Below are 25,167 nucleotides of genomic sequence, written 5' to 3'. Positions count from 1 at the left end.
CTTGAAGAACATTCAGATTATAGATCGCGCGGTCAACGCGACGTTCAGCTTGTTTCAAGCGACCGATGATGAGTTCGCTGCTATCTTTCCCGGCCCGGGCCAAGACATGGAGTTGATTGAGGACTTTACCGAACGCGCTGGGGAAGAGCAGGCTTTGCGAATATTGTCGCCCGTATGGGAGCGCCCCATTTTGAAGCGCGATGCGCAAGGTGTCCACGGGACGCTGTACTTCGAGTATGCCGACCGGAGGCAATCTCTTCCGGAATCTAAGAGAGAGGTCGATTGGCCCGATTCTTACGTTAATCTTGCGCAGCGCAAGCTGTTTGCCAGCAAACGTTAGGGCCTGTATCTAACCCTGCGACTCGCGGCGATGTCGGCTTGTAACCCGTTGCAGACGTTCGGACGACCAGCCAGATTATAATTGTGAACAACGTCACAGAGCCGAAGCTTGCCTTTTGGCAAGCTCTACCTACGCTGCGCACATGTTGTTCGGGGCTGCGATGGGCGCGTTTCCCTGCGTTTTATTGGTCTTTTCATCTTGCTTGCTTGCGGATCAGCGGGAGGCGGACCGACGTGCAAGCTGCGCGAGGCTGGTAGCGGCAGTCAATGCGGCACAGTTCGGCCAAGTTTGATCCGAGAGTTCGCTGGCGAATGGGGGCACTGATGGCCAAACTGTATTGGATCTGTGCTGCCGTACTCGGCTGCTTGATGTCGCCTGTGCAAGCTGCCGGTGTTCAGCTTCTGGATACCGATCCAAATCTGGCTGGCGCTATATGGTACCCTTGCGCAGCAGCGGCGCAACGAGTGCCCCTCGGCAAACTCACTGTCCAATTCATTGAATCGATTGAAGGTACGAAGGACTGTCCCGTCACAGGAACGAACTTGCCACTCGTGATCGTCTCGCACGGACGCGGCGGTTGGTTCGGACAACACGATGACACGGTGCAGGCCCTGGCAAACGCTGGATTTGTCGTCGCCTCGATCAACCTTCCGGGTGACAATGGAAACGATTCCTCGCAACGAGACAGCCTTTCCATTCTGGCAACCCGGCCCGCCAGCATTATCCGATTGCTTGATTTCATCTTGAATGACTGGAAAGACCGGGCTGCGATTGATTCCTCCAGGATCGGCTTCTTTGGGTTTTCGCTCGGCGCCTATACCGGATTGGTGTTGGCGGGCGGCAATCCCGATCTCCGGAGATTTGCGCTCTACTGCTCGGACGCGAACCGAACGCGGGCATGCGAGCAACTCCGTAGCGGCGACATACCCAGCAGCTTGCCTCACGAACCTCGTATCCGAGCCGCAGTGCTCGCCGATACGGCAATTAACTTCGCCTTTCCCGCCGACCGCTTGGCAGACATCACAATCCCGCTGCTGATCTGGCGATCAGAGTTTGGCGGCGCAGGCGTAGACCCGAAAAACTCAGCGCTCGTTGCTCAGTCGCTGCCCGGCAAAAAGGAAGTGCGCGTGGTGCCTGCCGGTCATTTTGCTTTCCTGTCGCCATGCACGGCAGAGTTCGCGGAGAAGCTTCCTCGCTTCTGTACTGACCCGCCGGGTTTCGACAGGACGGCATTCCATCGCGAGTTCAACGCCAGCATCATCAATTTCTTTCGAGAGACTCTCGTTCGCCAGGGCGAGAGCCGTTAGCAGCCGATCTATGAGCGCGATGGACGGCCGCATCCTTGGCGGCGATGCGTTCTTCTACTATCTCGCGGCGAGCTCGAAGGCATCGCACTCGCTGGGAAGCGCAGCCTGCGATTGGCGGCATCGCTCAAGCTGATGAGGCGGGCCCAGAACGGTTACTCAGAGATCTCGGATGTCTGCCGAGAGGGTAACGCAGGCCTGACGTGCGACCGCGGCGAGGTCGGCAAGTGAGCCCAAGCTGACGTCTGGCCCAATATCAGCACGTTTGACGAGATCATTAGTTTATGCTTATCATTAGTTGTGGCTAATGATAGATCCGCTACCGTAACGGCAACCCTTCGGCGAAGCATGGCTAAAGACAGCGTGCAACTGGCCGCTCTGGGCAATTCGACCCGCAGACGAATATTCGCATTGCTGGGCGCGCGGCCGCGCACTGTCGTTGAACTCACCCGTGAACTGACTGTCTCCCAGTCAGCCGTCTCTCAGCATCTGAAGGTGCTGCGCGAATCTCATTTGGTTCGTGCCGAGCCGAAGGGAGCCAGCAACATTTATCACATCGATCCAGCGGGGCTCAGCCAGATGCGCGCCTGGCTTGACCGGTTCTGGAGCAGCACACTGGCTGCGTACAAAGTGGCCGTAGAAAAATCAGTGGAGGACCAGAAATGAGCATCCGTGTATCGGCGGCACCCATCAAACAATCGATCGTGGTTGAGGCGCCTATCGAGCGCGCGTTTAAGGTCTTTACGGAAGACTTCGGCAGCTTCAAACCACGCGAGCACAATCTGCTCTCCGTGCCCATCGCAGAGACCGTGTTCGAGCCCCGGGTCGGCGGTCACATCTATGATCGAGGTGTCGACGGCAGCGAATGCCGCTGCGCGTGTGTTGGCTTTTGAGCCGCCGAATCGCGTGCTTCTAAGCTGGGACATCAGCCCGCGCTGGCAAATCGAAACCGATCCAGACAAGACCAGTGAATGGGAGGTGCGGTTCATTGCCGAGACGCCAAGCCGGACTCGATTGGAACTTGAGCACCGTCACCTCGAACGTCATGGCCAAGGTTGGGAAGGCGTGAGCGAAGGCGTTGAAGGCGATCAGGGTTGGCCGCTCTACCTGAAACGGTTCGCCGAGCGGATAGCCCGCGAGGCATGATATCCGCGTAACCTATGCGACGTGATCGCATTTGCGGAGGTCCTTATGACAGCCTACTGGCTTAGCATTGTCGGGGTGCTTGCCCTTTGCCTCCTGTCAATTTTGCTGGCGGTCTATTCAGGATTCTCCAAAGGCAGGGCCGGGGCACTCTCCGGACCTGTCTTGCCGTTGGATGACGATAACCTGCTGTACCGGATCGATCGCGTCCACATGAACGCAGTGGAGGCGCTGCCGCCTTTTGTCGTCCCGAGTCCTGGCTACGTTGGCAGGGGTAAGACCCGTCACGCTTGCAACGCTTGTATGGGTCTATGTCGCAATTCGTCTGATCCACGTTGCGGTCTATTTGCGCGTGGGTAACGCGGCCAAAGGCGGCAGCGTCAGAACCATTCTCTATGTTTCAGGTGCCCTCGTAACGGTCATCCTCATTGTCGTAACGCCCTGGCAGCCATCCACTAGGGTATCAACGCTGGCCGCCTGACGACAGCGGCTTTTGGCCCGAAGCGAGCGATCTGTGCAATTCGCAAGTTGTGGCCCTGCAGACGTGGGCTGCAGCGTGAAATTCAGCATGATCTGATGAAGCTGCTGAACTGGAAATTCTGTACCGATTGCCACGGCGTCGCGTGCTTATGACGCCGATGATCTGTCAATGTGAAGCCGGCGCCGAGCAGTGCGGTGATGCTGTCAGCGGTGTGACGTGTCACGGGCAAGCCGCTGCATTTCTCCGGACCATCGATTGCGAATGTGCCGATGATGACATGACCGCCAATTTTTACGGTTCTTCGGACGCACGCGACATAAGCCGCTTGTTCTTCCGGCGCGGTGAGAAAATGGAACGCTGCACGGTCGTGCCAGATGTCATAATGGCGCGCTGGCTGCCATGTCGTCACATCGGCGACGGTCCAATGCACGGCGTCGCCAGCGGCACCGAGCCGTGCACGCGAGGCCGCGAGCGCCGCGTCGGACAGATCAAGGACGGTCAGATCTGCATATCCAGCCGCCAGCAGCGCATCGACCAGCCGAGCCGCCCCACCGCCGATGTCAACAATCGGTGAGGTAAGCTCTGCGGCGGCCAGTGCGATCAATTCGAGCGAAGGCGACGGGCTCTCCTGGAACCAGCTTAACTCGCGTTCGCCCTTGCTCTCGTATACGTTCTCCCAATGGGCCGCCCGGCCTGAAATCGTCATGAAACCCGATCCCTTCCATGCTGACCCCGCCAATACTCGACCGCAAGCATTACTCCATCCCTTCAGTGTTCTCGCCCTCGGCGCTCCTGCGTGAAGCGCGGCGACAGCGCGGCCTGCCACGGCAGGATGTCCGGAGGTCTGCATTCTAGACCCGGACGGCGATCTCGTCAGGTGACCCAAGGCGGACCATGACCTGCAAATTCCGAGCTGGCGATCACTTCTAAGATTGCCTCGTTGAGCCGGTTTCCCACGCTACCGGCCCAAATTGATTTAGAAGTGGCCCAAATTCGTTCCTGTATCTGGAACTGAGTATCTGGTTTAGAGTCTCGTGATCGCCGCCCGGTCCTTGGCTTTTATCGGTGACAGAGAGTCCTGCACGCTCCCGCCTTTGACAATCGCGGTGAGCTATGTGTGAGAAATGTGACGAGATCGACCAGCGCATTGCGCGGTACAAGTACATAGCATCACGTATCACCGACCGAATTACGCTCGATGGCATAACTGAATTAATCGAAGCTGCGCCTGCCAAGAAGGCCGCTTTCCATTGCAAACCCGAGCAACAGTGAGGCCGCGTTGAACCTAAACGCCGGCGGTCCGACCAATGTCTACTGGAGGATTGCGGTTTCCAGTTCCAACGTGGCGCCACTGAGCATTATTGGGCTTGGTGGCGTTTTCGTTTAGGCGGAATTTCGAAACTCAGAGCGGCCTATTTCGGCCTCGATAGGGCGCTGGCCTGTTTCCCACCTCAGTGGCCCGGTTTGATTTTAGCCCCGTCCTGCCTTTCTTTGTCGCAATCGCTCAGCTTGTCCAAGGCATCAGTGGCTTAACCCACATATAGGGCGTAGACTCAGCCGATCACCGCCCCGCCATCGGCATCTATCGGTGACTGAGAGTATCGCGCTCCCGCCTCCTACCCGGAGAGCACTATGCGCACCAAAGCCGTACAACCCAAATTGTCGTTGCAGAATAGGCTTATGCTCGAGGCTAACCGCCTCGAAGGCGATGCAAACAGGCTGCCCCATGGCCCCCTTCGGGAAGCCATGATCCGCGCAGCGGGACTAACCGAAAGTGCGCATCGAATCGAGAATTGGCTGTCCTCGGCAAGTCTACGAGCGCCAACGTGACCAACGATCGCTGTCGTATTCATCTTCCTGCATCTCAGCGAGGTCCGAGACGAGCCAGAAAGGGAAGGGCATCCAGGGCAGCCCTGCGGCTTCAGCCGTTATCGCAGCCTGCCGAGCCACAGCGCGGCGAGGGACTGGCGACTGCGCACGGCGAACTTGGCGTAGATCGACTTGACGTGGAAATGCGTGGTGTTCGGACTTTGCTCGAGCTTCTGCGCGATCTGCCTTTCCGTGTCCCCGGCGAGCAGTCCGAGCAACACGCGGCGTTCAGCGGGTGTGAGGGGCGCGTTGGCGATGAGCAGTCCGTGGCTGAGCAATTGTTGACGGTGAAACCATCTCAAGGCGCGCATCACGAAGCCCAGACGCTGGCCGTCCTGTGCCGTAAAGCGGGGTTGCTGCGCATCACGAAATACGAACAGGCGAATCCTCAAATCGTCATTGAGCGCAATGCGCACGGAGATGCTGTCGGCGAAGCCGACGTCCAGATAGTGGCGCCGATAGTGCTTGCCCTTGAACCATTCCGGCGGCAGCGTTTCGAACAGCAGGCGGACGCGGAACGGCTCGTCGCCCGACATTGACAATATCTGGGACAGGTCGACCTCGTCGGACCAGAGCGTATCGTACTGCTTCTGCACGGATGCCGCCACCGCCGGTATCGGGTCCAGCACCCTGACGAGACGCGGACGCCAGCCGAGCAGGGGATCGGTCCGCTTCGGCGAAGGCAATCGCACGACCACGCCCCACAGCACATTGCGTGCCGACAACATGGTGCGCAGTGCGGACAGCAGGTGGGTCAGCGCGGCGTCACTGTCGGCGACCGAGAAGTCGGCCAGCTGATCCCAGAGCGCATAGACGTCTTGATTTAGCGGATCGATGGGATCCGTGGAGAGATGCATGTCATTTCCAGATTGCGCAGGTCGCCGAGCTCAGAGGCGACCCCAGAGGCCTCCGACCTGCGCGAGCATACATAAAGTACAGCGAACCACCTTTCCAGGTAGTTCTCAGATGCACAAAATGGCGCGATATCGGCCCGGTTACCGGGAATACTGATTCTCTCAGCGTAACGAGATTGGGAGATCGACGATGCGTGCAACGACGGGCGCGCGCCGGCCTAAAAGGCCTGGCGAAGGCCGGACGGAGAGGCGACGGCGGCGCGGTTTTTTCCTCGCCCTGTCATCCGCGGTGCTGATTACACTCTCAGCCTTTGCGCAGCATCACCGGCAAGGGTGTCGATCCGCCCCGGGCGTTAGCGTTCCCTGATCAAGCCGCTTTTGTATGCATTTCCGTCGTTCTCCGAAGTTGATCTGCATGGAAATCTCATGATCCGGCCAGCCTGCCGGGTTTCTGATCGGCTCGTCGAGTCAGAAGAGCACGGCATCGTCGCTTTCATCATCTCGGCACTGCATGCGTCGCGGCGCCGCCTGGCGAGCCGCGTCATACGCCAATGTGAGCATTTGCTCGGAAACGAAGCCAAAAAACGTCCGGAGAACAAGAATGGTGACGAGCAGAGCGACGCAAACAAGATTGGCGGCCCGATCCCATGCCCACAATGAAACGGGCTGGCTGCTGGCAGTCGCCGCCGCATTCCTCATCGTGCACGCCGCCGCCTGGATCATCTGCGGACATGTTTCGAGCAACGAGGGCGCGCATTCCCAACCTGAGCCGATATGCCTGTCGTGCGATTGACGGCGCTGCTGGATTGCAAACCGATCCGCGGAGTCGATGCGCCGGCGCTCATAAATCGCAGCGAACCACCTTTCTAGGTAGTTCTCAGACCCCTCGTGTGACGCGATATTCGGCGCGGTGACTGGGAAGACGGATTCTCTCTGCGTAACGACATAGTTGAGCGGGCCTCCGCAGAACTTAAGCGCGTGCAGAACACGTTGCGGCAGCGCCACCATCACCAACAGCTTCAGCAGCACCATCAGTTTCGCTAACAGCAGCACGGCCGGCAGCGCCGCCATTACCAACGGTGGCGGGTTCGACTTCCTGGACGCCAGCACCGCCGGCAGCGCCACCATCATCAACAACAACGGGCTGCAATTCGCTGACACCAGCACAGGCGGCAGCGCCACCATCATCAACAACGGCAGCCTGGAATTCGCTAACTTCGCGACGGGCGGCAACGCCGCCATCACCAACGGCGCTTCGAGCGTTACGGATTTCAGCGACTCGACAGGGCCCAACAATGATCACAAGCTCAGCGCCGGCTCGATCAATGGCGCCGGGCTCTTCAGCCTTGGTCAGAACGAATTGACGGTCGGCGGCAACAACCTCTCCACCAACGTCACCGGTGTCATTGCCGACGGTGGCGCTGTCGGCGGCACCGGCGCCTCACTCGTCAAGGTTGGTACCGGCACGATGACGCTGTCCGCTATCAACACATACACCGGCGCGACCACCGTGAACGGCGGCACGCTGGCGGTCAACGGCGATATCACCTCGGCAAGCGGCGTCATCGTCAACGCCGGCGGCACGCTCGGCGGCATCGGCACGGTCGGCAACACCAACGTCAACGGCGGCACACTGGCGCCTGGCAATTCGATCGGCACGCTGACGGTCAGCGGCAGCCTGACGATGACGGCGGCATCGACCTATCTGGTGCAGATATCGGGCGCATCGAGCGACATGACGGTTGTGACCGGCATCGCCAACCTCGCGGGCAAGGTCACGGTCGATCCGCTGGCGCGCATCAGCGCAACCACCACCTACACCATCATGATCGCGGGCACCGTCAACGGCACCTTCGACACGGCGGGCGTTCTCGCCGGCAACAGTTTCGCCCGCAATGCGCGGGTGAGTTATGTCGGCAACGAGGTCTTTCTGACGGTCGATCCCGGCCTGCTGTCGCCGAACCTGCCCGCCAACGCCAATATCAACCAGAAGAACGTCGCGGCCGGAATCGACAATGCGCTGTTGGCCGGCGCCAACATGCCGGCGGGCTTCAACGCGCTGTTCGCTCTGACCGGCTCCGGTCTCGCCACCGCCCTGACGCAGGTCTCCGGCGAAACCGCGACCGGCTCGCAGCAGTCCACCTTCAATGCGATGAACCTGTTCATGGGCGTGATGACCGATCCGTTCATCGCCGGACGCGGTGACGGTGCAACCGCCGGCGGCAACGCAACCGGTTATGCCGATGAGCAAGCGCTGGCCTATGCCGCGAGGAAGCGCAGCCCGAACGACGCGCTGGCGGCGATCTATACCAAGGCACCAGCTGCGGTGCCGTTCCAGCAGCGCTGGAGCGTGTGGGCGGCCGGCTTCGGCGGCTCGCAGAAAACCGACGGCAACTCGATCGCCGGCTCGAACAACACCAGCAGCAGCCTCTATGGCACCGCTGTCGGCGCCGACTATCGCATCTCGCGCGACACGCTGGTCGGCTTTGCACTTGCCGGCGGCGGCACCAATTTCAGCGTCGTCAACGGTGGCGGCGGACGCTCCGACCTGTTCCAGGCCGGCGCCTTCGTGCGCCACACGGTGGGCGCGGCTTATCTCTCCGGCGCGCTGGCCTATGGTTGGCAGGACATCACCACCGATCGCACCATCACCATCGCCGGCATCGATCGCCTGCGCGCGCAGTTCAATGCCAATGCCTGGTCCGGCCGTGTCGAGAGCGGCTACCGCTTCGTGGTGCCCGTGATCGGCGGGATTGGCTTCACGCCGTATGCGGCAGGCCAGTTCACCACCTTCGACCTGCCGGCCTATGCGGAAGGTGTCGTCTCGGGCGCCAACACCTTTGCACTCGCTTATAATGCGAAGAGCGTGACCGACACCCGCAGCGAACTCGGTCTGCGCGCCGACAAATCCTTTGCCATGCAGAGCGCGATGCTGACGCTGCGCGGCCGCGTGGCCTGGGCGCATGATTTCAATCCCGAGCGCGGCATTGGTGCGACGTTCCAGACGCTGCCGGGCGCCAGCTTCTTCGTCAACGGCGCGGCGCAGGCTTCCGAGTCCGCGCTGGTCACGGCATCCGCCGAAACCAGATGGATGAACGGCTGGTCGACCGCCGCGACATTCGAAGGCGAGTTCTCCAGCGTGACGCGCAGCTACGCCGGCAAGGGCGTGGTGCGATATGCGTGGTGAACCCCTCGGGGGCAGCGGTGCCGTCGGAGATGGTCAAGCAGCGCCATGACATGATGACGCTCGGCATGAACTACAAATTCGACTGAACTCCGTTCGCGGAACGGACCGCTTCGACGTCGTCACCGCGCCGGACACGCCGCTCCGGTCTTCACCCAGGCCTCCACCAGCGCGCCGGCCTGCTGTTGCGTGCCCGGCACGGGCGAGCGGCCGAAGCCGGGCTTCCAGGCCCAGCCGACGAGGGTGTCCTTGCCGATATGGTCGATCAGGTCTTCCACCTTGCGGCCGCCATTGCGCGCGGGATCCCTGATCTGCTCGCAGATCTCGCCAACGGTCTTGCCCTCCCAGGCCATCTCGCGCGGGGCCAGATGCCAGTCGGGATGGCCGGGCATGCGGCCGGGCTCGAAATTGGCCTTCTGGTGGCAGGTGTTGCAGCGCATCGCCTCGAGCCCGTGGCCGTCGGCGCCGCGCGTGACCGGCGGCTGATGCAGGCGGGCACTGTCGCCCTGGTGCGGCCTGTCGCCGGCCGGATGACAATTGGTGCAGCGCGGATGCGTCAGCACCTTGCCGAGCTCGGTGAAGATTGCGGCCGAACGCTTCTCCGTGTCGCCGATCGAAGCAAAGCTCTCGGGCGAGGCGAGGGCGTGGCTTGCCGTCTCCGACGCCGCGTAGCCCGCACCGAGACTGCCGGCGAGCGCGGCGACCACGGCAATCATCTTGAACCGCACGTCGGAGATCATGATGCGTGTCACTTGGTGGCCATGAGGTAGCGCTTCGAGTCGGCGAGGATCACGTCGCGCACCGCCTCGTGATATTTGACGTAGCCGGTGCAGCGACAGAGATGACCGTCGAGCGCGTCAGCGATGGTCTGCTCCAGCGCCTCGCGCGCGACCGGTGTCCGCGACAGGCGCTCCAGCAAGACCTGGCCCTCATTGAGGAAACCGGCGGTGCAATAGCCGCACTGAAAGGCGAAATGCGCGATGAAGGCCTTTTGCAGGGTCGAGAGCTCGCCGTCCTTGGCGTGGCCCTCGACGGTGCGGATCGACTTGCCGTCGAAATTCACGGCGGGCGCGACGCAGGTCGGGCTGGTGGTGCTGGTGCCGTCGGGCGCATCGACAATGACGGCGCAGCTCAGGCATTGCGCGGCGCCGCAGCCGAACTTGGTGCCGGTCATGCCCAGCATCTCGCGCAGAAAATCATTCATCGAGAGATCGTCGCGGACGTCCATCGGACCGTGCTTCTGGCCGTTGATGGTGAGGCTGAGGGTCGTCACGCGAGCACTCCCTTCAATAGGCTTGCGGTGACCGGCAGCGCGCGGAAGCGATGGCCGGTGGCGTCGTGGATGGCGTTGATCAGCGCCGGCACGATCGGGATCATCACGACCTCCGCCATTCCCTTCGGCGCTTCGTCTGGTACTAGCGGCTTCAGCATCTCGATCTCGAGATCGCGGAGCGGCAGGTCGGAGCCGCGTGCGACCAGATAGCGCCCGAGATTCCATTCGCCGTTGCCCGGTCCGCCCTCGAACGGGGGCAGGGTTTCAAGCAGCGCGTAGCCGACGCCCATGGCGAAGCCGCCCTGGGCCTGGCCCATCACCACCTCGGGCACTAGCGCGGTGCCGCATTCGAGCACGCTATAGGCCTTGGCGATGCGCAAGCTCCCGGTTGCGCGCTCGATCTCGACGCGGACGACCGTGCCGCACATCGAGGTGTAGGCGGTGCCGATCCGGTTGTTGTCGGTCGGCGGAAACTTGACGCTGGTGCGGTTGATCCGCTCGAACTTGCCGTTGCCTTTGCGGATCGCCAGCGCGTCGATCTCGGCACGGTATTGCTCGCCGGACAGCGGGAAGCGTGCCCGCGACCACGCCCAACGCGAGAAGCTGTGCGCAACCGCGCCGGTGACGAAGCCGCGCGAATGAGCCGTCGCCGCGAGCGCAGGGAGGCCGAGCGGTTCGAGCCCGGGCATGGTGAGCTGGCCGTTCTGCCAGCTTGCGCTGGCCCATTGCCCCGCGCGCGGATCGGTCTTTGCGATGCGCCACAGCTCAAGCGCGGCGGGCCACAGGCCGAAGCGGAAAATGACGCGGGCGGCTTCCGCGGCGGAATGCGTGCCGACATGGGCGCCGATCGAGGAGCTTGTCGGCGAGCTGATCGCGGGCACCCAGCGGGGGTTTTTCTCCGCGGCATCCTGGGTCTTCTGGTCCATGGTGGAGGGATCGCCGGATGTGACCAGCCCGAGCACGTCATAGCTGTCGACGCGGGCGACCGAGACCTCGTCGGCGATGGCGCCGAGATGGCTTGCGACCCGGTTCGCCAGCGCCGTCCCGATGCCGTTGCCCATCTCGACATGATCGCAGAAGATCACGATCTTGCCGTCAGGTCCAAGCTCGACACGGCCGAGCGAGCCGTCCGCACCGGAGCCATAGTCTTTCGTCACGCAGGCAACGCCGGTGCCGACCAGCCGATCCGACGAGGTCTGTTTGAACTGCGCCCGCTGCTGCCAGATCGGGTGCTTCTCGAGCTTGTCGAGGATTTCGGGCGTGCGCACCGAGACGATGTAGGGATTGCCCGTCATGGTCCGGCCGTTCTGGGGCAGCGCGTTGCGCCGCCGGAAATCGATCGGATCGCGCTTGAGCTCGGACGCGGCTTCGTCGATCAGGACCTCCAGCGCCGTCATGGCTTGCAGGATGCCGTAGCCCCGCATCGAGCCCGCGCTCACGCCGCGCGAGTGCACCGCGACGGTCCTGACGTCGACCTTCGGAATGTCGTAGATGCCGATCGCGCCGGTGCCTGCGACGATGGCGACGCTGGCCGAGAAATGGGCGAGCCCGCCGCCGTCAAGCACGTGATCGGCAGCGAACGCCTTGATCTTGCCGGTCGCGCGATCGATGCCGATGCGCGAGCGCATCTTGATCGCGTGGCGTTTGATGCCGGCCTGAAATTGCTGGTAGCGGTCATGCGCCAGCCGCACCGGCTTGCCGGGAAAGCAGACCGCCGCGAGCGCAACATAGAGAATGAAGGGCGTGTGATCGCGGCCACCGAAGCCGCCGCCGACGTGGGCGAACTGCGCGTTGATGTGCGCCGGCTTGTAGGGCGCGCGGGCCTTGCCGAACAGATGCGCGATCGACTCCGCCGCCTCGTAAGGTGACTGGACGCCAAGCAGCAGTTCGAGATTGCCGCCCTTGCCGTCGTACCAGGCGAGCCCGCATTCCGGCTCCAGGAACATCGGGTCGACCGATTGCGTCTCGAACTCGCGGTCGAGCACCAGCATCGAGGCGTCATCCGCGGCAAGCTCGGCACGGATCTGCTCGCCATGTTTCGCCGCCTTGGCGTAATCCGCCGGCATGTCCTTCGCGAGCGGCGACCACACCGGCAGCGCCGCGCTCTGCACCTTGTTGGGCGAGACCCAGCCGGCCTGGAGCGGCGAATAGACATCCGGTTTGTCAGGCGAGGGGCCTGCCACGCGGGTGAAGCGGAAGGCCCCGTAATCGGGCACCACGACAGGCCCGGTCTCCTCGCCGAATTGGACGAACGTGCCGTCGCGCAGCGCGAGACGCGCCTGGTCGAAGGCGTCGAACTTTTCGAAGATCAAAAGCGCGACCGGCTGCCCGAGATAAAGCGGCGTCTTGCCGATCGGACAGAACAGGTCGCCCGCATAGAATTCCGGCACCTGCGTCCCGATCCGGTCGAGATCGGCGGCAGTCACCACCACCGACGGCTTGAGCGCGCCGCCGAGGCGGCCGAGGTCCAGCCCGGTGTAGACATGCGTGGCGTCGTTGGCGCGGACCAGGATGGCGTGCGAGGTGGCTTGCGGCCAGCCCGCCAGATCGTTGGCGCGGAAGTCGGAGGCGTAAAGCTTTGCGCCCGTGACCTTGGCGACGCCGTCGACGCGGCCGGCGCCCGTTGTCGCAGGATTGAACTTGCCGCGTCCAGGCAGCGTCTCGTGCGCTGCGAAGGGCACGCCCGCTGCGGACGCCAGATGTGACAGGCTGACCGAGATGCCTCCCGCCGACAACCACTTCACGAACTCGCGTCGCGAAGGCCCCATGATCATATCCTTGTACAGAGTTTCGAGAACATCGGGATGCGGCCAGCATGTGATGTCCAGAGGGCATAGGCGAGCACCAGTGCGAATCCGTCACGATGCATCATGCGACGATAGAACGGGTGAGGAGGTTTACAACCGATGAATGTAGTGCGCTCGCAGATCGAATTGTGGTTTGGTGCTTGCTTTAAAGTCGAATCGAACGGAAGACGGTCCGGCAACAGGGGGCGCAATTCAAATGCAGCAGGATCCGAACGGTGCGTCTTCAGTCACCAGCACCATGGGCACGACGACATTGTCGCGCCGTCAATTGCTGGATTGCGGTCTCAAAGCGGGCGCGTTGTCGTTGTTCGCAGGTGCCGCAAATGCCCAGCACGCCGCGCACGACCATGCGGGCATGTCCCACACCGCGGACATGTCGCCGACCATGGGAATGATCGCTGATACGCCCGTTCCCGCCATGGATCAGCCGCTGGTCGAGCCCGAGGTGCGGCGGTCCGTCAATGGCGTGCTGAGCACGACCTTGCGCGTCGGCTATGCCTATCGCCAGATCGGCGGCGTTCGGCTCTATGTCAGATCCTATGAAGGCGGCAGCCCCGGACCGACCTTGCGCATGAAGCCCGGCGACACGCTGCGCATCAAGATGATCAACGATCTGCCGCCGAACCGCGATGGATTGCCGGCCGACATCAGCCATCCGCACCAGTTCAACAACACCAATTTCCATTTCCACGGCGCGCATACCAGCCCGAGCGGAATTTCCGACAACGTCATGCGCTCGATGGCGCCGGGCCGCAGCTACAACATCGAAATCACCCTGCCGGCCGATCACACCAGGGGCACCTACTGGTATCACCCGCATCACCACGGCAGCGCCGACATCCAGATGTCCTCCGGCATGGTCGGCGCGATCGTCATCGAGGGCGATTTCGCCGACGTTCCAGAGATCGCGACCGCCCGCGAACGCCTCATGGTGCTCACCCAGGTGGTCTACGATGCCAACGGCATGGTCGAGAATTTCGAGACGCTGTTTCCCGAGACCGCGACGCGCTTTCTCGCCATCAATGGCCAGCGCCGGCCAATGATCGAGATGCGGCCCGGCGAGGTGCAGCGCTGGCGCATCCTCAATGCCGCCTACCAGGACGACATGCTGCTCGATCTCGAGAAGCACGATCTGCAAGCGATCGCCTATGACGGCATCCAGCTCGGCGCCATGCAGCCGCTCAAGCAGGTCCTGATCGCGCCCGGCCAGCGCGCCGACATTCTGGTGAAAGCAGGGAGCCCCGGCACCTACGCCTTCAACGCGGCGCAGTACGACCAGGGCCATCCTTCGCCGGTGGGACCGCTGGCGCGGGTCGTGGTGTCAGGCGCGCCGATGGACATGAAGCTGCCGCGCGCTTTGCCGCCGGCGCCGCTCGCGACCATCAAGGACTCCGAGATCACCAACCGTCGCAAGGTGGTGCTGTCGGCCACCGCGCCGGAGGCCGACGCCGCCGGCCATTGGCAGGAATTCGAGTTCTTCGTCGACGGCAAGAAGTTCGACCCCAGCCGTATCGATCAGCGGGTGAAGCTCGGCGCGGTCGAGGAGTGGACCATCGTCAACACGCATGAGCATGACGACCACGTGTTCCACATCCATACCAACCCGTTCCAGGTGATCTCGGCCAATGGCAAGCCGCTGGCGGTGCCGGAATGGCGGGATTCCGTGATCGTGGAGCGCAAGGGCGGCGTGGTCGTGTTCCGCTCCCGCTTCATCGATTTCACCGGCGTCTACATGCTCCACTGCCACATGATGAACCATGAGGAGATGGGCATGATGCAGACCGTGGAGGTCTACAAGGCCTAAGCTGCGGGTCGAATTGCGCGAATTCGGCGGCGCGCGGGGCTGATCCGGGTCCGGCCGGGCTTCCCCTGGCGGCCCGCATGGCCTATGACGCTGCAACGCAACAATCCCCCAAAAAGACCCCATGATCCGCCTCGACAACGTCAGCAAGCAAGCCGGCCACCAGATCCTGTTCATCGAAGCGTCCGCCGCCCTCAACAAGGGCGAGAAGATCGGCCTCGTCGGCCCGAACGGCGCCGGCAAGACCACGCTCTTCCGGATGATCGCCGGCGAGGAACCGCCCGACGAGGGGCAGGTCTCGACCGATCGCGGCATCACCATCGGCTATTTCAACCAGGACGTCGGCGAGATGGCCGGCCGCAGCGCCGTGGCCGAGGTCATGGACGGGGCTGGGCCGGTGAGTGCGGTGGCGGCCGAGCTGCACGAGCTCGAGACCGCGATGGCCGATCCTGATAAGGCCGACCAGATGGACGAGATCATCGCCCGCTACGGCGAGGTGCAGCACGCGTTCGAGGAGCTCGACGGCTACGCGCTCGACGGCCGTGCGCGCGAGGCGCTGTCCGGCCTCGGCTTCAGCCAGGAGATGATGGACGGCGACGTCGGCAAGCTCTCCGGCGGCTGGAAGATGCGCGTGGCGCTGGCCCGCATCCTCTTGATGCGTCCCGACGTCATGCTGCTCGACGAGCCGAGCAACCATCTCGATCTCGAAAGCCTGATCTGGCTGGAGAAGTTCTTGCACGATTACGAAGGCACGCTGCTGATGACCTCGCACGATCGCGAGTTCATCAACCGCGTGATTTCGAAGGTGGTCGAGATCGATTCCGGTTCGCTCACCACCTACGCCGGCAATTACGAGTTCTACGAGCAGCAGCGGGCGCTGAGCGAGAAGCAGCAGCAGGCGCAATTCGAGCGCCAGCAGGCCATGCTCGCCAAGGAGATCAAGTTCATCGAGCGGTTCAAGGCGCGCGCATCTCATGCGGCTCAGGTCCAGAGCCGGGTGAAGAAGCTCGACAAGATCGAGCGGGTCGAGCCGCCGCGCCGCCGCCAGACGGTGGCGTTCGACTTTCCGCCGGCGCCGCGCTCCGGCGAGGACGTCGTCGCGCTCAAGAAGGTTTTCAAGGGCTACGGCAGCAAGCGGATTTATGACGGGCTCGATTTCATGATCCGCCGCAGGGAGCGCTGGTGCGTGATGGGCGTCAACGGCGCCGGCAAATCGACGCTGCTCAAGCTCGTTGCGGGTGCGAGCGAGCCGGACGACGGCACCGTGGCGGTCGGCGGCAGCGTCAAGATGGGCTATTTCGCGCAGCATGCGATGGATTTGCTCGACGGCGAACAGACGGTGTTCGAGTCACTCGAATATGCGTTTCCGACCGCGGGGCAGGGCTCCCTGCGCGCGCTCGCCGGCTGCTTCGGCTTCTCCGGCGACGACGTCGAGAAGCGCTGCCGCGTGCTGTCGGGCGGCGAGAAGGCGCGCCTCGTGATGGCGAAGATGCTGTTCGATCCTCCGAACTTTCTGGTGCTGGACGAGCCGACCAACCATCTCGACCTCGCCACCAAGGAGATGCTGATCGCGGCGCTGTCGGATTTCGAGGGCACCATGCTGTTCGTCTCGCATGACCGGCATTTTCTCAGCGTCCTGTCGAACCGCGTGCTGGAGCTGACGCCCGAGGGCATCCACCAGTTCGGCGGTGGCTACACCGAATATGTCGCGCGCACGGGGCAGGAAGCGCCGGGATTGCGGTCGTAGTGATCGGCGGTAGCCCGGATGGAGCGTAAGCGTGATCCGGGATTCGAGCGGCGCGGGCAGACGTACGATGCGGGTGGTCCGGCCCCGGATTGCGCTTCGCTCCATCCGGGCTACAGGAGCCCATTGAAATCTTGTAGCCCGGATGGAGCGTAAGCGTAATTCGGGTCAGTCTTCGCGTTCGCCGAAGGTGCCAGCAATCTCTCCAGATCCTCCCCAATCAAGCGGAAGCAGGCCTTCGCGGACGTAGCGATGGAGCGAGGAATACGGCCAGTCGATCGGTGATGCCACAAGACCGTGTTTGACTGGATTGTAATGGATGTAGTCGGCGCAGCGTTCGAAGTCGGCGTCGTCGCGAATGGTGTGCTCCCAAAACCGCCTTTGCCACAGAGAGAACTCCCCTCGATGGTTGCGGGAGATGGGAGCGCCTGAAGCGGCGAGTTGATGCGTGAAGGAGCTCTTGATCCGCCGCCATCGGCCGGGAAAATCAGCGTCATTGTCCGGCAGCGTCATGATGACGTGCAGATGATCGGGGAGGACCACGATTGCATCGATCGTGAATGGCCTGTCGGCGCGCGTCATACGAAATGCGCCGCGCAGCTTGTGAACATGATCCACCAACGCGGATGATCGTCGATCATCCAGCGTCACTGTGAAGAAGAAGGTCCCACCTGGGAGAAGATTGCGCCGATAGCGAACCACGCGAGCACCTTCCCGGATTACGCTTCGCTCCATCCGGGCTACAGCCGGATCGAGAGATTTGCAATCCATTCGCTTGCTTGCACGTTTCAGGGGCTCTCGCTACGCTGCTTCAAAAGGCGGGGGCGAAATAGCCATGAAGCAATTGCGCATCGGCGACATCACCATCGACGCGGTGATCGAGCGGGAGGGGCCGTGGCGGCGGCCGCAGGATTTTTTCCCGGCCTATGACGAGGGCGTGTTCAAGCACCATCTGCCGACGATGGAGCCGGAGGTGTTCGACGCCGCGCGCGGCATGATGGTGATCACCTATCAGACCTTCGTGGTGCGCACGCCGCGCTACACCATCCTGGTCGACACCTGCACCGGCGAGGACAAGGGCCATCCGCCGCCGTTCGATTTCCCCGGCAAGGCGCGCTGGCGCAACGAGCTGTTCGCGCTCGGCATCGGCTTCGAGCAGATCGACTACGTGTTCTGCACGCATCTTCATATCGACCACACCGGCTGGAATACGAGCTTGCGCGACGGTCGTTGGGTGCCGACGTTCCCGAATGCGAAATACGTCTTCCACAAGGGTGAATATGCGGCCTGGGAGGCCGAGCACGCCAAGGGCAGCAACCCGCCTGGTACCGTGTTTCGCGACAATTGCCTGCCGATCGTCGAGGCAGGCCAAGCGCTGCTGGTCGATGACGATTACGCGCTCGACGACACCGTCACGCTGACGCCGACGCCGGGGCATTCGCCCTGCCATTGCTGCGTGAACATCTTCTCGAAGGGGCGCCGCGCGGTGGTCGCCGGCGATCTCATGCATCACCAGATCCAGTGCCGCGAGCCGGACTGGTCGGCCAAGCCGGATTGGGATGCGAAGCAGTCGGCGGTGTCGCGGCGAAAGTTCTTTGCTTCCGTCGCCGACACCGACACGCTGATCCTGCCTGTCCATTTTCCGGCGCCGACGGTCGGGCTGATCAAGCCGTTCGGCGCCGCCTTTGACTACCGTTTCAAGCGGGAGTAGGGACCGGACGGTCTAGTAGGTGAAGAACATCCGCTGGATTTCCTTGGTGTCGGTCGTCTTGGTCAGCGCCAGCATCAGCAGAATACGCGCCTTTTGAGGATTAAGCGTATCCGAGACGACGAAGTCGTGCTCGTCGTCCTTGGCCTCGCCGTTGCGTGCGACGATGCCGTTGCCGACACGGCTGCTGCGCACGATCACGACGCCCTTCTTGCGGGCCTCGTCGAGCGCCGGTTCGACCGCGGGCCGGGCAAGGCTGCCGTCACCGACGCCGGCATGCACGATCCCCTTGGCTCCGGCGGCGACAAACGCGTCGATCGCGACCCGGTTCATGTTGGCGTAGCCGTAGACGATGTCGACTTGCGGCAGGACATCGAGGCTAGAGACGTCGAATTCCGAATCTGCCGTGTGCCGCCGCGTCGATTGACGATAGAAGTACGGCTTGTTGCCCTGCATGTAGCCGAGAAAGCCGAGTTCCGGCGTGCGGAAGGTGTCGGCCGTCGAGGTGTTGTTCTTGGTGACATCGCGAGCCGCGTTGATCTGATCGTTGAGAGCAACGAGCACGCCCTTGCCGACAGCCTCGTCGCTGCCCGCGAGGATCACCGCGTTGAAGAGGTTGATCGGCCCATCCGCGCTGATCGCCGTCGACGGCCGCATCGCGCCGACGACGACGACAGGTTTCTTGCTCTTGACGACGAGGTCCAGGAAATAGCTGGTTTCCTCGATCGTATCGGTCCCGTGCGTGATCACGATGCCATCGACGTCGTCCTGCGCGAGCAGCGTGTTGACGCGCTTGGCAAGCTTGAGCCAGTAGTCATTGTTCATGTTCTCGCTGGCGATCTGGAAAACCTGCTCGCCCTTGACGTTGGCGACCGTTTTCAGTTCGGGGACGGCATTCAGGAGCGTCTCAATGCCCACCGTGGCGGCGGTGTAGCCGACGACGGTGGTGCTGCTCGCCCCGCTGCCGGCGATCGTGCCGCCGGTTGCAAGCACCATGACGTTGGGCAGTCCCGGGCCCCGCGCGTTCGCGACGTCAAAACTGATGAGCAACGCGAAGAGCACGCTCATTATCGCCATCGTGTAATCACGCACTCGAAACTGCAACATCTCGACCACCCTTTGCTGGAAGATTCGTTGGTACGCCCCGGTTCGCTCAGCGCTGCATGTTCCGCTAGCCGAGGCACTCTGTCTAGGGTGGCGACGATTTTGCTCTGCGCGCTCAGCGCGTGCGAGAAGAGGCAAACGGTCTTTGCCTCTGTTATTCAGAGAGAAAAACGTGGATGCCCGGGACAAGCCCGGGCATGACGAGTTTGTGGAACCGTTGCTCGCTAAATGAGCACCAGAGTCGCAGTGGTCAGGCGCCGACTTCGCACTTCTTCATAAAGCTGTTCTTGGCGGCGCCCGCGAGCGGCTTGCCCTCGGCGCTGACGGCCTTGGGCGCGCAGGCGTCGGCCTTGCACTTCTTCATGAACGAGGTCTTGGCCGCACCAGCCAGGGCCTTGCCGTCCTTGCCGACGGCCTTGCTTTCGCAGGTGTCCTCCGCGAAGGCCGAACCCGCCGCAAACGTGGCAACGATCGCAGCCAGGAAAATCCGCTTCATCATGATTGTCTCCCTAAACCAGAAATGGCGCGCGGATTGGAGCCGGGAATCGTGGCGCAATCAAGCTGGATGAGCGCCCGCCGTCCGGTCTTCCTGGCGATTTTTCGACCGCGGGTGCGACGGGACCGACGGCCTGCTGCACTGCTCGCTGACCGGGACGGGCGATCCTGCTAGCTTCGGGCGAGTTTAGCCGAAGGGAGCATCGTGATGGAGACCCTGACTGCGAACATGCCGGATGCCGCTTCTGACCGGCATTCTCACCTGGTTCGGCCGCAAGACATGGAATGGCAGAAGACGCGCTTTCCCGGCTGCGAGGCCAAGACGCTGCTGTTCGATCGCAGCAGCGGTCTGATGACCGCGTTGATGCGCTTTGCGCCGGGATCGGTGCTGCCCGATCACGAGCATGTCGGCGTCGAGCAGAGTTATGTCATCGAGGGCGCTCTCGTCGACGGCGAGGGGCCGGCCAAGGGGATTGCCTGCAAGGCCGGCGAATTCATCTGGCGCGAGGCGGGCAGCCGGCATGCTGCCTGGTGCCCGGAGGGCGCCCTGATCCTGGCGATCTTCCAGGTGCCGAACAAGTTCTTCGAAGCCGACGGCCGTGTCGTCGATGCCGCCGGTCAGGATTGGGACCAAACATGGGGGCACACCGACGCGCAACGGGCGGGGAGATAGGCGGCTCTTCGCAGCTCAACTGCCATCATCGATGCTTCTGACGAGCATGGTGACCTGAACGGCGATCAGCCGCCGCATCTCCTTGCCGTTCCTGGCGGTTTCGCGCAATCCCCGCATGCCGAACACCAGGCATCGCGCCAGCACCTCCGGCTCGTCCGCGATCCCAGCGGCCTTCACCTGATCGCGGATGAGGTCGGCGACCAAAGACTGGAAGTTGTCGTAGACCTTCCGGACTGCCGGGAAACGCAGGTCGAACAGATCTGCCGAATCGGGATGCGCCTCGATCAGGTCGAAGCCATGCGATCCCCAGGATTTACAGGCGTGGAGCAGCCTGGCGTGAAGGCCGTCGAGGCGCGCGATTGCGGCCCTGATCTCCCGATGCTTCTGCTCGTCCATTCGCTGGATCACCGCCGCGAACACGGCATCCTTGTCGGGGAAGAGCAAATAGAGCGCCGGCCGCGACATTCCCGCCTTGGCGGCGATGTCACCCATCGTCGTGCGGGCATGGCCGTAGCGGGAGAAGACCTCCGTCGCAGCCGCGACGGCACGCTCCTCTTTCGAAATGCTAGAACGAGCCATGAGCCTCACGGGCGTCGGAACGGAACGTCGGCCATATTGACAAAATATCAATAATTGTCAATTTGCGGGAAGCGGCATGAAGCCATGAGAGGATCTGCGAGATGAACGATGAAGCGCGACTGAAGACCTGGAACATCTATCAGGCGGCGTGGGGACCCATCGATGAGGACGAGCGGCGTCGGCTGCTCGAGCAAAGCGTGGCCGCGGACTGCGTGTATACCGATCCGGGCTCGCAGATTGAGGGACGTGACGCCTTGATGGCGCGCATCGGTCAAACCCAGCTTAAGTTTCCTGGCGCGCATTTCAGGAATGACAGCTTCCTCGAGCACCATGATCAGGGGCTGTTTCGCTGGACGATGTACGACGGCGCCGGTCGCGTGTTCGTCACGGGCGAGAGTTTCGGCCGCTTCGGCGACGATGGCCGCCTCGTTCAGGCGACCGGCTTCTTCGACGTGCCCGCTGCGAAGGTCTGAACGCCGGCCGGCGCGGCGGTCGATCCTGCTGCTCCGGACATCGCCCTCAGGTGCCGCGCGCGAGAAGCGCCTTGAAGTCCGCGCGTGCGCGCTGTGCTTCGGCTCGCGCCACCTCGGAGGCGTCGCCGAGGCCGAAATAGCCGTGGATCAGGCCGGCGCCCTCGTGATGCTTCACCCGCACGCCGGCGGCTTCCAGCGCCCGTGCATAGGCTGCGCCCTCGTCGCGCAGAGGATCGAACCAGGCCGTGGTGACGATCGCGGGCGCGACGCCGCCAAGCGAAGTCGCGCGCAGCGGCGAGACACGCCAGTCGGTGGCATGCGAGGGATCGGCGAGATAATGGCCGCAAAACCACTCCATCACAGCACGCGAGAGGAAGTAGCCTTCGGCATTCTCGGCGCGCGAGGGGAAGCGTGCGTTCTCGCGCGCGTCCGCATAACTGCCGAGGACGTCGGTCACGGGGTAGACCAAGAGTTGCGCGGCGAGCTTGATGCCGGCGTCGCGGCAGGCGATTGCGGTGGTGGCGGCGAGATTGCCGCCGGCGCTGTCGCCGGCAACACCGAGGCGTTGTGCATCGCCGCCAAATTCCGCGACGCGGCCAAACACGTCGCTCACCGCGGCAAAGGCGTCCTCGAACGCGCCGGGAAAGCGCGTTTCGGGCGGGCGGCGATAGTCGACGGAGACGACGACGGCGCCGGTCTCGATCGCAAGGTTGCGGGCCTGCCGGTCGTGGGTCTCGAGGTCGCCTGCGACCCAGCCGCCACCATGGAAGAACACCACGGTCGGCGCCGGCGTGGTGCCGACGCGGTAGACACGTGCATCGAGCGGACCGGCGCCGCCTTTCACCTTGATATCCGCGACGATGTCGACCGGTGGCGGCGGTATCGCCGCGCGCGAGGCAGCCAGTGCGCGCAAGGAATCGCGGGCGCTCTGTGGCGTCATCGTGGTGGCATCGCGCATCGGCAGCAGCGGAATGATCTGGGCGATGACGGGATCGAGCGGTACGGCCATGTTGGCTTTCATGGAATCCTCACACGGTTCTTGGTCTTGCTTGCGGGTTAGCATAGATATGGCGCGCCGCGTCGGCAACCGCTCTCAGGTGGCCATGCCGGAGATGAACGGGCAGGGAGGTCTTGAGGTGGAATTCGAAACGCTGGTCCAGTCGCGCCGCAGCGTGCGCGGCTTCAGGAACGAGCCGGTGCCGCGCGCGGTGATCGAGGCGATCATCGACACCGCCAAGCGTGCGCCGTCGTCGATGAACACCCAGCCCTGGCATGTCCACGTGCTCACAGGCAGTCCGCTGGAACAGCTGCGCCGACGCAACATGGAGGAGATGGTTGCCGGCGCCAAGGTCAAGCGCGACATCGTCAGCCACGGCGAATACCAGGGGGTGCACCGGACGCGGCAAGTCGACGTCGCCAAGAAACTGTTCGGCGCGATGGGAATCGCGCGCGACGACAAGCCGATGCGTCAGGACTGGGTGCTGCGCGGCTTCCGCCAGTTCGACGCGCCGGTCTCGCTGGTCTTGACCTATGACCGCGTGCTCGATCCCGGCGCGGTCTGCCATTTCGACCTGGGCGCGCTCTGCTACGGCATCGTGCTCGCGGCCTGGGACCGCGGGCTCGGTTCGGTGATCAACGGGCAGGGAATCATGCGCTCCGACATCGTGCGCGAGGTCGCGAACATTCCGGAGGAAGAGGTGATCATGACCTGCGTCGCGATGGGCTATCCCGACGACAACTTTGCCGCGAACGCGGTGCGCTCCGATCGCGAGGGCAACGACGATTTCGTGCGCTACGTCGGATTCGCCGAGTAGCGCAGGCAGAGGAGATTATTCTCTCGCGAATTTTTTTGGTGCGGACCGCTTGGCGGCCTCTTGCAATCTCGATCGCGCGGGAGGAACAATGTGGGGACTGAAAGGTTTGATGCTGGCGCGAGGGAATTGACATGCGGCGGCTCGCTAGCCTGGTTCGACGGTTCTTCGGCCCGCGAGTGCGGCGTCCGATTGATGATGATCCAAGTCTTCCTTTCACACCCGAAGAGTTCGGTCGGCTGATCCGCAGCGGCCGGCACGAGGACATGAAGCTGCTGGCCGAAGGGCTCGCCTGCCGGACCGTTCCGCGCCGCACCAGACATCGCGCCGCGCACTAGACTGGGGTCGAGACGGGTTGCTGCGCTTACCTCGTGAGAGCGACCTGCCTGAACGCGGTCAGCAGCGCCTTCTCCAACTTTCCGCTCATCCCGCATAGGATGTCATAGGCTTCGCTGCGTGGCAGCGTCGGCTTGTAGTGCCGATACTCGATCAGGGCCGCGAAGATGTCCGAGATCGTGAGAATCCGCACGATGTCGCCAATACTCTCGGCCCCGAGTGCATCCGGATAGCCGCTGCCGTCAAGAAATTCGTGATGATGCCGCACGGCATCGAGGATCTCCGGTGAGATATTGTCGTGGTCTTTCAGGAAATCGTAACCCGCAATCGGGTGAGTCTCGATCATGGCACGTTCGGCCGGATCGAGACGGCCGGGCTTGTCGAGGATGGCAAGCGGGATCCGGGCCTTGCCGAGGTCGTGGAACATGGCCGCCGAATACAGCCGCTCGAGATCGGCGCGGCCCACACCGAGACTCAGTCCGAAGTCGATCGCAACGCCGGTCACGAGCAGGCAGTGCTGGTAGGTTCCCTCGTGGTGGCGCCGCACAGTGGTGAGCCACTCGGACAAGCCATGCTGGGTGATGCGATCAGCGATCTTGCGGCCGGCTTCCTTCGTGCCGTCGACATCGATGGGCTCGCCGAGCGCGACGGCAGTGAACATCGACGCGATCGCCGTCGCCGCGGCCTCGACGGCATTGTCCTGCTGCGGCGCCTGACCTGAGGAAGCAGACGCCTCTTCGGCGGAATCAGCCAGCGCTGCCAGCAGCTTGATCTTGTCGATCGTCCCGGGAAGGACGAGCGTGGCCCCGAGCGCGTAGGCCTGCGAGATACTCATGTGAGAGGGGTGCTCGACCAGGAAGATGCGCTTCGTTGCCTTTGCGAACTTTATGGCTCGTTTCTTGATGGCCGCGATGGTGTGGACGTCACGCAATTCCGCACGGATGACGATCGCGAACGGCATCTGGGACAGCTTGGCTTCTGCGTCGAGCCGTTCGCCTGCGACGGCAAACCGTTGCTCGAGAATCGAACAGACGCTCGACAATTTTTCCGAGGAGTCAGCCAGCACATGCACGAATGGGCGTGCCGCTTCCTTCTCGGATGCCGCCGTCGCCTTTGACGGGGCGGGATATAGTTCGCGCGTTCTGCAAGGTTGACCTGAATCATGCTGGAGTTGGATCGGGCTGATGA

General features: G+C 62.9%; 24 protein-coding genes and 1 pseudogene. 13 read left to right on the top strand and 12 right to left on the bottom strand.

The features are described from left to right. The first annotated feature begins 1 nt into the window (after position 1). The 6 genes from RX329_RS25295 (at position 2) to RX329_RS25265 (ending at position 3,268) form a co-directional block, all read left to right on the top strand. A complete protein-coding gene (locus RX329_RS25295; protein WP_085352988.1) occupies positions 2–340 on the top strand; it encodes a hypothetical protein in 339 nt (112 codons plus the stop codon). A 323-nt stretch (positions 341–663) separates the two neighbouring features. Then, positions 664–1,647: an alpha/beta hydrolase family protein gene (locus RX329_RS25290; protein WP_026233144.1), complete on the top strand. Its 984-nt coding sequence runs from the start codon at positions 664–666 to the stop codon at positions 1,645–1,647. 345 nt (positions 1,648–1,992) lie between these two features. Continuing rightward, positions 1,993–2,310: an ArsR/SmtB family transcription factor gene (locus RX329_RS25280; protein WP_085352989.1), complete on the top strand. Its 318-nt coding sequence runs from the start codon at positions 1,993–1,995 to the stop codon at positions 2,308–2,310. Further along, a complete protein-coding gene (locus RX329_RS25275) occupies positions 2,307–2,537 on the top strand; it encodes a hypothetical protein (protein WP_317244438.1) in 231 nt (76 codons plus the stop codon). Before RX329_RS25280 ends, RX329_RS25275 begins: the two co-directional genes overlap by 4 nt. Further along, positions 2,485–2,790, top strand: a complete 306-nt coding sequence (locus RX329_RS25270) for an SRPBCC domain-containing protein (RefSeq protein WP_317244437.1) — start codon at positions 2,485–2,487, stop codon at positions 2,788–2,790. Before RX329_RS25275 ends, RX329_RS25270 begins: the two co-directional genes overlap by 53 nt. A 238-nt stretch (positions 2,791–3,028) precedes the next feature. Further along, complete coding sequence (locus RX329_RS25265; protein WP_317244436.1) at positions 3,029–3,268, top strand: MAPEG family protein; 240 nt, start codon at positions 3,029–3,031, stop codon at positions 3,266–3,268. Between the two features lie 82 nt (positions 3,269–3,350). On the opposite strand, the gene RX329_RS25260 is transcribed toward RX329_RS25265, so the two are convergent. From RX329_RS25260 to RX329_RS25245, 3 genes are all read right to left on the bottom strand, one after another. After that, on the bottom strand, positions 3,351–3,974 hold the full coding sequence (locus RX329_RS25260; RefSeq protein WP_085352991.1) for a class I SAM-dependent methyltransferase: 624 nt from the start codon (positions 3,972–3,974) through the stop codon (positions 3,351–3,353). A 1,222-nt stretch (positions 3,975–5,196) separates the two neighbouring features. Continuing rightward, positions 5,197–5,994 (bottom strand): helix-turn-helix transcriptional regulator, encoded by a 798-nt coding sequence (locus RX329_RS25250; protein ID WP_085352993.1) that lies wholly within the window; start codon positions 5,992–5,994, stop codon positions 5,197–5,199. Between the two features lie 465 nt (positions 5,995–6,459). After that, positions 6,460–7,284, bottom strand: a complete 825-nt coding sequence (locus RX329_RS25245; protein WP_317244435.1) for a hypothetical protein — start codon at positions 7,282–7,284, stop codon at positions 6,460–6,462. A 67-nt stretch (positions 7,285–7,351) separates the two neighbouring features. Between RX329_RS25245 and RX329_RS25240 the strand changes: the two genes are divergently transcribed. Continuing rightward, positions 7,352–9,178: an autotransporter domain-containing protein gene (locus tag RX329_RS25240; RefSeq protein ID WP_317244434.1), complete on the top strand. Its 1,827-nt coding sequence runs from the start codon at positions 7,352–7,354 to the stop codon at positions 9,176–9,178. A 119-nt stretch (positions 9,179–9,297) separates the two neighbouring features. Here RX329_RS25240 and RX329_RS25235 read toward each other — a convergent pair whose 3' ends face one another. The 3 genes from RX329_RS25235 to RX329_RS25225 are packed head-to-tail and all read right to left on the bottom strand — an operon-like array spanning position 9,298 to position 13,216. Further along, positions 9,298–9,915, bottom strand: a complete 618-nt coding sequence (locus RX329_RS25235; protein WP_085352997.1) for an Isoquinoline 1-oxidoreductase subunit — start codon at positions 9,913–9,915, stop codon at positions 9,298–9,300. 8 nt (positions 9,916–9,923) lie between these two features. Next, positions 9,924–10,448, bottom strand: coding sequence for a (2Fe-2S)-binding protein (locus RX329_RS25230; RefSeq protein ID WP_007591800.1), 525 nt, complete (start codon positions 10,446–10,448; stop codon positions 9,924–9,926). Beyond that, positions 10,445–13,216: a xanthine dehydrogenase family protein molybdopterin-binding subunit gene (locus RX329_RS25225; RefSeq protein WP_085384033.1), complete on the bottom strand. Its 2,772-nt coding sequence runs from the start codon at positions 13,214–13,216 to the stop codon at positions 10,445–10,447. The genes RX329_RS25230 and RX329_RS25225 overlap by 4 nt, the downstream gene beginning before the upstream one ends. A 235-nt stretch (positions 13,217–13,451) precedes the next feature. Here RX329_RS25225 and RX329_RS25220 point away from each other — a divergent pair, with 235 nt between their 5' ends. Next, positions 13,452–15,059 carry a multicopper oxidase family protein gene (locus RX329_RS25220; RefSeq protein WP_085362182.1) on the top strand — a complete coding sequence of 536 codons (1,608 nt, stop codon included), beginning with the start codon at positions 13,452–13,454 and terminating at the stop codon, positions 15,057–15,059. Between the two features lie 121 nt (positions 15,060–15,180). Next, positions 15,181–16,803, top strand: coding sequence for an ABC-F family ATP-binding cassette domain-containing protein (locus tag RX329_RS25215; protein WP_085384027.1), 1,623 nt, complete (start codon positions 15,181–15,183; stop codon positions 16,801–16,803). Between the two features lie 165 nt (positions 16,804–16,968). Here RX329_RS25215 and RX329_RS25210 read toward each other — a convergent pair whose 3' ends face one another. After that, on the bottom strand, positions 16,969–17,502 hold the full coding sequence (locus tag RX329_RS25210; protein ID WP_085353002.1) for an REP-associated tyrosine transposase: 534 nt from the start codon (positions 17,500–17,502) through the stop codon (positions 16,969–16,971). Positions 17,503–17,635: 133 nt separating this feature from the next. Between RX329_RS25210 and RX329_RS25205 the strand changes: the two genes are divergently transcribed. Next, complete coding sequence (locus RX329_RS25205) at positions 17,636–18,511, top strand: MBL fold metallo-hydrolase (RefSeq protein WP_085353004.1); 876 nt, start codon at positions 17,636–17,638, stop codon at positions 18,509–18,511. 12 nt (positions 18,512–18,523) lie between these two features. Here RX329_RS25205 and RX329_RS25200 read toward each other — a convergent pair whose 3' ends face one another. Both RX329_RS25200 and RX329_RS25195 read right to left on the bottom strand, forming a co-directional pair. Further along, positions 18,524–19,801 carry a type II asparaginase gene (locus RX329_RS25200; protein WP_283807068.1) on the bottom strand — a complete coding sequence of 426 codons (1,278 nt, stop codon included), beginning with the start codon at positions 19,799–19,801 and terminating at the stop codon, positions 18,524–18,526. A 61-nt stretch (positions 19,802–19,862) separates the two neighbouring features. Next, positions 19,863–20,111 (bottom strand): hypothetical protein, encoded by a 249-nt coding sequence (locus tag RX329_RS25195; protein WP_035962662.1) that lies wholly within the window; start codon positions 20,109–20,111, stop codon positions 19,863–19,865. Positions 20,112–20,315: 204 nt separating this feature from the next. Between RX329_RS25195 and RX329_RS25190 the strand changes: the two genes are divergently transcribed. Next, the gene (locus RX329_RS25190) at positions 20,316–20,780 is read left to right on the top strand and encodes a cupin domain-containing protein (RefSeq protein ID WP_085353007.1); all 465 of its coding nucleotides are present in this window, start codon (positions 20,316–20,318) and stop codon (positions 20,778–20,780) included. Between the two features lie 15 nt (positions 20,781–20,795). On the opposite strand, the gene RX329_RS25185 is transcribed toward RX329_RS25190, so the two are convergent. Next, on the bottom strand, positions 20,796–21,359 hold the full coding sequence (locus RX329_RS25185; RefSeq protein ID WP_085353008.1) for a TetR/AcrR family transcriptional regulator: 564 nt from the start codon (positions 21,357–21,359) through the stop codon (positions 20,796–20,798). A 101-nt stretch (positions 21,360–21,460) separates the two neighbouring features. Between RX329_RS25185 and RX329_RS25180 the strand changes: the two genes are divergently transcribed. Beyond that, positions 21,461–21,832 (top strand): nuclear transport factor 2 family protein, encoded by a 372-nt coding sequence (locus RX329_RS25180; protein WP_085353010.1) that lies wholly within the window; start codon positions 21,461–21,463, stop codon positions 21,830–21,832. A gap of 46 nt (positions 21,833–21,878) precedes the next feature. Here the strand turns inward: RX329_RS25180 and RX329_RS25175 are convergent, their stop codons facing one another. Beyond that, entirely contained in the window at positions 21,879–22,841 is a 963-nt protein-coding gene (locus RX329_RS25175) for an alpha/beta hydrolase (RefSeq protein ID WP_162496293.1), read from the bottom strand. Between the two features lie 127 nt (positions 22,842–22,968). On the opposite strand from RX329_RS25175, the gene RX329_RS25170 reads away from it, so the two are divergent. Then, a complete protein-coding gene (locus RX329_RS25170) occupies positions 22,969–23,646 on the top strand; it encodes a nitroreductase (protein ID WP_085384034.1) in 678 nt (225 codons plus the stop codon). Positions 23,647–24,007: 361 nt separating this feature from the next. Here RX329_RS25170 and RX329_RS25165 read toward each other — a convergent pair. Then, a pseudogene (locus tag RX329_RS25165) lies at positions 24,008–25,127 on the bottom strand (HD-GYP domain-containing protein). Positions 25,128–25,167: the final 40 nt, after the last annotated feature.

The sequence above is a fragment of the Bradyrhizobium sp. BWC-3-1 genome, assembly GCF_032917965.1.
Taxonomy (GTDB): domain Bacteria; phylum Pseudomonadota; class Alphaproteobacteria; order Rhizobiales; family Xanthobacteraceae; genus Bradyrhizobium; species Bradyrhizobium canariense_D.
This window is presented reverse-complemented; position numbering and strand designations above follow the sequence as displayed.

Bases quoted from the DNA above. Each gene is read 5' to 3' on its own strand.
- RX329_RS25290 (WP_026233144.1), top strand. From the start codon at position 664: ATGGCCAAACTGTATTGGATCTGTGCTGCCGTACTCGGCTGCTTGATG.
- RX329_RS25280 (WP_085352989.1), top strand. From the start codon at position 1,993: ATGGCTAAAGACAGCGTGCAACTGGCCGCTCTGGGCAATTCGACCCGC.
- RX329_RS25275 (WP_317244438.1), top strand. From the start codon at position 2,307: ATGAGCATCCGTGTATCGGCGGCACCCATCAAACAATCGATCGTGGTT.
- RX329_RS25270 (WP_317244437.1), top strand. From the start codon at position 2,485: ATGATCGAGGTGTCGACGGCAGCGAATGCCGCTGCGCGTGTGTTGGCT.
- RX329_RS25260 (WP_085352991.1), bottom strand. From the start codon at position 3,974: ATGACGATTTCAGGCCGGGCGGCCCATTGGGAGAACGTATACGAGAGC.
- RX329_RS25250 (WP_085352993.1), bottom strand. From the start codon at position 5,994: ATGCATCTCTCCACGGATCCCATCGATCCGCTAAATCAAGACGTCTAT.
- RX329_RS25235 (WP_085352997.1), bottom strand. From the start codon at position 9,915: ATGATCTCCGACGTGCGGTTCAAGATGATTGCCGTGGTCGCCGCGCTC.
- RX329_RS25225 (WP_085384033.1), bottom strand. From the start codon at position 13,216: ATGGGGCCTTCGCGACGCGAGTTCGTGAAGTGGTTGTCGGCGGGAGGC.
- RX329_RS25220 (WP_085362182.1), top strand. From the start codon at position 13,452: ATGCAGCAGGATCCGAACGGTGCGTCTTCAGTCACCAGCACCATGGGC.
- RX329_RS25215 (WP_085384027.1), top strand. From the start codon at position 15,181: ATGATCCGCCTCGACAACGTCAGCAAGCAAGCCGGCCACCAGATCCTG.
- RX329_RS25205 (WP_085353004.1), top strand. From the start codon at position 17,636: ATGAAGCAATTGCGCATCGGCGACATCACCATCGACGCGGTGATCGAG.
- RX329_RS25195 (WP_035962662.1), bottom strand. From the start codon at position 20,111: ATGATGAAGCGGATTTTCCTGGCTGCGATCGTTGCCACGTTTGCGGCG.
- RX329_RS25190 (WP_085353007.1), top strand. From the start codon at position 20,316: ATGGAGACCCTGACTGCGAACATGCCGGATGCCGCTTCTGACCGGCAT.
- RX329_RS25185 (WP_085353008.1), bottom strand. From the start codon at position 21,359: ATGGCTCGTTCTAGCATTTCGAAAGAGGAGCGTGCCGTCGCGGCTGCG.
- RX329_RS25180 (WP_085353010.1), top strand. From the start codon at position 21,461: ATGAACGATGAAGCGCGACTGAAGACCTGGAACATCTATCAGGCGGCG.
- RX329_RS25175 (WP_162496293.1), bottom strand. From the start codon at position 22,841: ATGGCCGTACCGCTCGATCCCGTCATCGCCCAGATCATTCCGCTGCTG.